The 6,454-nt window shown below is 61.4% G+C and carries 8 protein-coding genes and 1 other RNA gene; 4 read left to right on the top strand and 5 right to left on the bottom strand.

The window, feature by feature from the left end:
• Positions 1 to 79: 79 nt before the first annotated feature.
• Genes M9827_RS13065 through M9827_RS13045 form a run of 5 tightly spaced genes read right to left on the bottom strand, consistent with a single transcriptional unit; the run spans position 80 to position 4,891 of the window.
• A complete protein-coding gene (locus tag M9827_RS13065) occupies positions 80 to 1,297 on the bottom strand; it encodes a 2-octaprenyl-3-methyl-6-methoxy-1,4-benzoquinol hydroxylase (RefSeq protein ID WP_250605903.1) in 1,218 nt (405 codons plus the stop codon).
• 9 nt (positions 1,298 to 1,306) lie between these two features.
• On the bottom strand, positions 1,307 to 1,792 hold the full coding sequence (locus M9827_RS13060) for a DUF4442 domain-containing protein (RefSeq protein WP_250605742.1): 486 nt from the start codon (positions 1,790 to 1,792) through the stop codon (positions 1,307 to 1,309).
• On the bottom strand, positions 1,785 to 2,972 hold the full coding sequence (gene ubiH / locus M9827_RS13055; protein ID WP_250605741.1) for a 2-octaprenyl-6-methoxyphenyl hydroxylase: 1,188 nt from the start codon (positions 2,970 to 2,972) through the stop codon (positions 1,785 to 1,787). The genes M9827_RS13060 and ubiH overlap by 8 nt, the downstream gene beginning before the upstream one ends.
• On the bottom strand, positions 2,969 to 4,303 hold the full coding sequence (gene pepP, locus M9827_RS13050) for a Xaa-Pro aminopeptidase (RefSeq protein ID WP_250605740.1): 1,335 nt from the start codon (positions 4,301 to 4,303) through the stop codon (positions 2,969 to 2,971). Before pepP ends, ubiH begins: the two co-directional genes overlap by 4 nt.
• Before the next feature lie 27 nt (positions 4,304 to 4,330).
• Positions 4,331 to 4,891 (bottom strand): YecA/YgfB family protein, encoded by a 561-nt coding sequence (locus tag M9827_RS13045; protein ID WP_250605739.1) that lies wholly within the window; start codon positions 4,889 to 4,891, stop codon positions 4,331 to 4,333.
• Between the two features lie 125 nt (positions 4,892 to 5,016).
• On the opposite strand from M9827_RS13045, the gene M9827_RS13040 reads away from it, so the two are divergent.
• From M9827_RS13040 to M9827_RS13025, 4 genes are all read left to right on the top strand, one after another.
• Positions 5,017 to 5,226, top strand: a complete 210-nt coding sequence (locus M9827_RS13040; protein ID WP_007911197.1) for a TIGR02449 family protein — start codon at positions 5,017 to 5,019, stop codon at positions 5,224 to 5,226.
• Complete coding sequence (locus M9827_RS13035) at positions 5,223 to 5,540, top strand: cell division protein ZapA (RefSeq protein ID WP_093429754.1); 318 nt, start codon at positions 5,223 to 5,225, stop codon at positions 5,538 to 5,540. The genes M9827_RS13040 and M9827_RS13035 overlap by 4 nt, the downstream gene beginning before the upstream one ends.
• 30 nt (positions 5,541 to 5,570) lie before the next feature.
• A non-coding RNA gene (gene ssrS, locus M9827_RS13030) (6S RNA) lies at positions 5,571 to 5,749 on the top strand.
• A gap of 79 nt (positions 5,750 to 5,828) precedes the next feature.
• On the top strand, positions 5,829 to 6,434 hold the full coding sequence (locus tag M9827_RS13025) for a 5-formyltetrahydrofolate cyclo-ligase (RefSeq protein ID WP_502943453.1): 606 nt from the start codon (positions 5,829 to 5,831) through the stop codon (positions 6,432 to 6,434).
• The last annotated feature ends 20 nt before the right edge of the window (positions 6,435 to 6,454 follow it).

The raw sequence follows: 6,454 nt of genomic DNA, 5'->3' as shown, positions 1-6,454 counted from the left end.
GCTCGCTCCCACATTGGAATGCATTTCAAATGTGGGAGCGAGCCTGCTCGCGAAGAGGCCAACAGCCTCAATGGAGAGGTCAGGGTTTGGCGAGGGCCGGAAGATCGCCGGTCAAGCCAAGGGCTTCACGCACAAATAGAGCTTTCGCCTCCGGCATCTGCTCCACCAGCTTCAACCCGGCATTACGCAACCAGCGCACCGGCAACGGATCGGCCTGGAACAACCGCTCAAACCCTTCCATCGCCGCCATCAGCGCCAGGTTGTGCGGCATGCGGCGGCGTTCGTAACGGCTCAGCACCTTCACATCCGCCAAACGCTCACCGCGCTCCGCCGCCTGCAACAGCACTTCCGCCAACACCGCCGCATCAAGGAAACCCAGGTTGACACCCTGCCCCGCCAACGGGTGAATGGTGTGCGCCGCATCACCGATCAACGCCAGGCCTTCAGCCACGTAACGTTTGGCATGACGCTGACGCAGCGGCACGCACAGTCGCGGATCGGCACTGATGACTTCGCCGAGACAACCTTCAAAGGCACGCTCCAGCTCTCGGCAGAAATCCGCTTCATCCAGCGCCATCAAGCGCTCGGCTTCGCTCGGCGTGGTCGACCAGACGATCGAACACCAATCCTGCTGCCCGTCACGCTCCAGCGGCAGAAACGCCAATGGCCCGTAATCGGTAAAGCGCTGCCACGCGGTCATTTGGTGCGGTTTGCTGCTGCGCACACTGGTGACGATGGCGTGATGCAGATAATCCCACTCGCGCGTGGCCACCCCGGTGAGGCGGCGGACCGCCGAATTGGCACCGTCCGCCGCGATCACCAACGGCGCACGCAACTGGCGACCATCGGCCAGCGTCAGCAACCAGTCATCGCCCGAGCGGCGCATCTGCTCCAGCCGCGCATTGGCCAGCATGCCCAGATCGCAATCGTGCAAACGGTCGAGCAAGGCATCCTGCACCACGCGGTTTTCGACGATATGACCAAGCACATCGGCATGCACGCTGCTTGCCGAGAAATGAATCTGCCCGGTGCCGCTGCCGTCCCAGACATGCATGTCGGTGTACGGGCTACTGCGCCGCTTGGCGATGCCTTCCCAGACGCCGAGGCGTTCAAGAATGCGCTGGCTGGCTGCCGACAAGGCACTTACTCGCGGCTCAAAAGCGGCTTCGGCGTCGAAGGGTTTGACGCTCAGCGGGCTGCCGTCGAGCAGCAGGACTTCCAGCCCGCTGTCCTGCAACGCCAGCGCCAGGGCGCTGCCGACCATTCCGGCTCCGACAATCAGCAGATCTGCGCGCATTTCCATGCTTTAAGCCTGTCTCGCTTGCGGCTTGAGCCGCACGTAAAGGGTTTTACCGACCCGCGCCACGAGGTTGCCGGCGCCGTCATGAATGTCGACCTGCAACTGCGGCAGGTATTTCTCGCCATTGGCGGTTTGCCGGCGGATCTCGGCGAGCAGTGTCTCGTCGATGGTGAACCGGGCGAACACCGGGCCTTTGCCCGGTGCAATGAAGTCGATGTCAGCGGCCTTGTCCCAGACGATGTAGCGCGAGCCGAGGTTTTCCATGAGCATCAGCATGAAGAACGGATCGACCATCGAATACAGACTGCCGCCAAACTGCGTGCCGACATAGTTACGGTTGTACCAGCCCAGCCCCATCGACACCTGAACGTCGCGGAAGTCATCGCTGATATGCCGAACCCGAACACCGGCGCCAAGGTACGGCGGGTAGAACGTCATCACCCAGCGCATCAGTCGCGCCTTGCCGAATTTTGCGGTCAGCCACTTAAGCATCCGGACGCGTTCCCAACCCCATCGCCTGACGGGCAAACCAGCGCTTGGCCGGCGGCAACAGATCAAGGCCGAGCAGGCCGATGTTACGCCCCAGCGAAACCAGCGGCTGGGTGCTGCCGAACAGGCGCGTGACCTGATCGGAGAAACCGACGGTGAGGTCCTGATCGAGACGCTGACGCTCGCGATACGCCTGCAACGTGGCGAAGTCGCCCAGCGGTTTATCGCTGGCCAACAGCGCCGCAGCCAAAGCATCAGCGTCACGCAGCGACAGGTTGAAACCCTGGCCGGCAATCGGGTGCAGGCTGTGCGCCGCGTTACCAAGCACGGCCAGGTGCGAGCGCACTTGTTCTTCGGCTTCGACCAGCGACAACGGATACAAATGCCGCGCACCAACCTGTTTCAGCGTGCCGAGGCGATAACCGAACACCCCCTGCAATTCGCTGAGGAAATCACGCTCGCTCAAATCCGCCAGACGTTGCGCGTCCATGCCCAGACGGGTCCAGACCAATGCGCAGCGGTTGTCCGGCAGCGGCAGCAAGGCCATCGGCCCTTCGTCGGTGAAGCGCTCGAAGGCCATGCCGTTGTGTGCTTCGCTCGGGGTGATGTTGGCGATCAGCGCGCTCTGGTTGTACGGGCGCTTGCGCACGTTGATGCCCAACTGTTCGCGCAGCCCGGAACGACCGCCATCGGCAAGCACCGCGAGGTCGCATTCAAGGGTGGTTTCATCGTTGAGGGTCAGGCGATAGCCGTCGGGCAGCGGTTCCATGCGCGTGACTTCCGCCGGGCAGCGCCAACTGATTACGTCTTTGTCGATGTGTTGCCACAGGCACTGGCCGAGCCAGGCGTTTTCCACCACGTAACCGAGCGCAGGCACGCCTTCTTCCATCGCCGACAAGCGCGCGGTGGAGAAACGGCCACGGTCGGACACGTGAATCTGTTTGATCGGCTCGGCGCGACGGGAGATTTCCTGCCACACGCCCAGCCGTTGATAAATCTGCCGCGAACCAAAGGACAGCGCCGACGAACGTGCATCGTAGCTCGGCTGCCAACTGTCGCCCGGTGCAAACGGTTCGATCAGCACGATCTTCCAGCCACGGGCCTTGGCGCCGGCCTGCAAGGCCAACGCCAGACTGGCGCCGACCAGACCGCCACCGATGATTGCCAGATTGACTCGACTCATGCCGCGTGTGTCCTTGCTTGCGCCATCAGCGCTTCGATTTCAGCGACGGTTTTCGGCACGCCGCTGGTGAGGATTTCACAACCGGTTCTGGTCACCACCACGTCGTCCTCGATGCGTACGCCAATGCCGCGCCATTTCTTCGCGACGTTCTGATTGTCCGGGGCGATGTAGATACCCGGTTCCACGGTCAGCGCCATGCCGACCTCGAGCACCCGCCACTCGCCGCCGACCTTGTACTCGCCAACGTCGTGTACATCCATACCCAGCCAGTGACCGGCGCGGTGCATGTAAAAGGCTTTATAAGCTTCGCTGGCGATCAACTCGTCGACCTCGCCTTGCAGCAATCCAAGTTTCACCAGCCCTGTGGTAATCACTCGAACCGTGGCTTCGTGCGCCTGATTCCAGTGCTTGTTCGGGGCGATTTCGGCGAACGCGGCTTCCTGCGAGGCCAGCACCAACTCATAGATCGCTTTCTGCTCGGGCGAAAACTTGCCGTTGACCGGCCAGGTGCGGGTGATGTCACTGGCGTAGCAGTCGATCTCGCAACCGGCGTCGATCAATACCAGGTCGCCGTCCTTGAGCAGCGCGTCATTCTGCTGGTAATGCAGGATGCAGCTGTTGCGCCCGGCGGCGACGATCGAGCCGTAGGCCGGCATCTTCGCCCCACCCTTGCGGAATTCGTAATCGAGTTCGGCTTCGAGGCTGTACTCGTAAAGCCCGGCCCGGCTGGCCTGCATCGCGCGGATATGGGCTTGCGCCGAGATCCGTGCGGCTTCGCGCATCACCTTCACTTCTGCCGCCGATTTATACAGGCGCATGTCATGCAGCAGATGATCCAGGGCAACGAATTCGTTCGGCGGCTGGGCGCCGAGGTGCGCCTTGGAGCGGATCACATTGATCCAGTCCATCAGGTGCCGATCGAATTCCGGGTTGCTGCCCATCGCCGAATACACCCGGTCGCGGCCTTCGATCAGGCCCGGGAGGATGTCGTCGATATCGGTAATAGGGAAAGCGTCGTCGGCACCGAAATCGCGGATCGCGCCTTCCTGGCCTGCGCGCAAGCCGTCCCACAATTCGCGTTCGGCGTTGCGCTCACGGCAGAACAGCACGTACTCGCCATGTTCACGGCCGGGCATCAAGACGATGACGGCTTGCGGCTCTGGGAATCCGCTGAGGTACTGGAAGTCGCTGTCCTGACGGTAGACATGCTCGACGTCGCGGTTGCGAATTGCCACCGCGGCGGCAGGCAGGATTGCGATGCTGTTGGGTTCCATCTGCGCCATCAGGGCCTTGCGGCGACGGCTGTATTCCGCTTTCGGGATATGGGTCATGGGCAGATGGCTTTCCCTGGCACGCGATTAATGCAGCGACGGCTTGGCGGCTGGCGGCACGTCGGCTTTCTTGGTTTCCGAGAACAGCAGCAGCGGCGCGACGCGCAGGTATTCCATGACTTCCATGTAGTCGGTTTCGCCGTCTTCGGATTCTTCGAGGGCGTCTTGCACCTGAGAGATCGCCGCCAGATCCTGCAGCACTTCGGTGGCTTCAGTGCTGAGCATGCTGCTGTCGCGGCAGTTCAGGCCGAAACCGCTGAGGAAGCCTTGGCACCATTGGCCCAGAGCAGCGGCGCGGTCAGCCAGCGGCGCGTCATCGGTCGGCAGCAGCAGAACGACAGTGACGTCGTCGCCGGTCAGTTCGCCTTTGACCATCTCTTGCAGGCCGATCAGGGCGTTGCGGACGTTGTCCTGGATGTCGCCTTCGAGCAGTTCGGCGGCGTCGATCAGCCAGCCTTCGTTATCGAAGCCGGCACCGGCGCAACTGCGCCCGAGCAGCAGGCCATGCAGTTCGGCAGGCGAGACGTTGTGGCCGCTGGAAGTCAGCAGGGTGGCAAAGGCTTGGTACGGGGAATTCGCATTGGTCATGGGCAGCTAGGCGCCAGACGGCGCTATGTCTAGAATGAAGGCCTTGTATCCTACATCGACAGACTCGCCAAGACTATTAAAGGCTGTCCGCCAGCTATCTCCCATCAGACGAACACGTGGACACAATGGAAGACACCGACCTGCAAGCGCTGATGGCCAGACTCGAACTGCTGATTGGCCGAGTCGAGCAACTAAAGAGTCAAAATGCACTCTTACTAGCTCAGGAAAAAACCTGGCGCGAGGAACGCGCTCACCTCATTGAAAAAAACGAAATCGCCCGGCGTAAGGTCGAATCGATGATTTCGCGCCTCAAGGCCCTGGAGCAAGACTCATGAGTTCAAGCAATAGCGTTACCGTGCAGATCCTCGACAAAGAGTATTCGATCATCTGCCCGCAGGAAGAACGCAGCAATCTGGTGAGTGCCGCGCGCTACCTGGATGGCAAGATGCGCGAGATCCGCAGCAGCGGCAAAGTCATCGGTGCCGACCGTATCGCCGTGATGGCCGCGCTGAACATCACCCACGACCTCTTGCACAAAGAAGAGCGTCCGGATATCCAGGCCAGCGGTTCGACCCGTGAACAGGTGCGCGACTTGCTCGATCGTGTCGATCTGGTCCTCGCCGACGATCAGAACACCAGCAAGGGCTGATTCAACCGGCCGCTTGCGGTATACTCGCGGCACTCCCTGGGGTGCTTGCCAGTTGACGATGTCCCTGAGCCGATTCGCACTACCCTGGAAGTTGCACGTTGGGCTGGTGTGCATGTCCGCTAGACGGAAAGCCTTAAAGTCTACTGCATCTTCCACCTTGAACTTTCGGGTTCAAGGGCTAAGTTGACAGCGGTTCATCCGGGGAGCCTGATTCGAATCCGATGTCGGTGAAAACCGCCATCGGATTTTTTATGCGTACGTTTTCGTCCAACCTGCCGAAGCCGAACCATGACCGAACCCGCGTTGCTGCCCCGCCCGCAACTCCGCCGCCTGCTGCGCAAGGCGCGCCGTTCGCTGAGCAAAAGCGAACAACGCCAGGCCGCCAAAGGCCTGTACCGGCAACTGGCACAAGACCCGCACTTTCGCCGGGCCAGACATATCTCTTTGTATTTGCCCACCGACGGTGAAATCGATCCGCGCCTGCTGCTGCGTGAAGCGCAGCGTCGGGGTAAATCGACTTATCTGCCGGTGCTCAGCGCCTGGCCACGCACCAAGATGGTTTTCCAACGCATTCGTCCCGGCGAGAAACTTAAACCCAATCGCTTCCGCATTCTCGAGCCGCGAGCCAATCTGGCACAGCAACGCAAGGTCTGGGCACTGGATCTGGTGTTATTGCCGTTGGTAGGGTTTGACGATGCCGGCGGGCGACTGGGGATGGGCGGCGGCTTTTACGATCGCAGCCTGGCGTATCTGGCTCGGCGCAAAAACTGGCGCAAGCCGACGCTGCTGGGCCTGGCCCATGAGTGTCAGAAGGTCGAACGCTTGGCGCAGGCCAGCTGGGATGTACCGTTACAAGGCACGGTCAGCGACAAGGCGTGGTATTTCGCAGGATAGGACGCCGCGCAGATCAGCGG

It is taken from the genome of Pseudomonas sp. AKS31 (assembly GCF_023634765.1).
Taxonomy (GTDB): domain Bacteria; phylum Pseudomonadota; class Gammaproteobacteria; order Pseudomonadales; family Pseudomonadaceae; genus Aquipseudomonas.
Note: the sequence above shows the minus strand (reverse complement) of the source record. Positions and strands in the feature narration are given on the sequence as shown.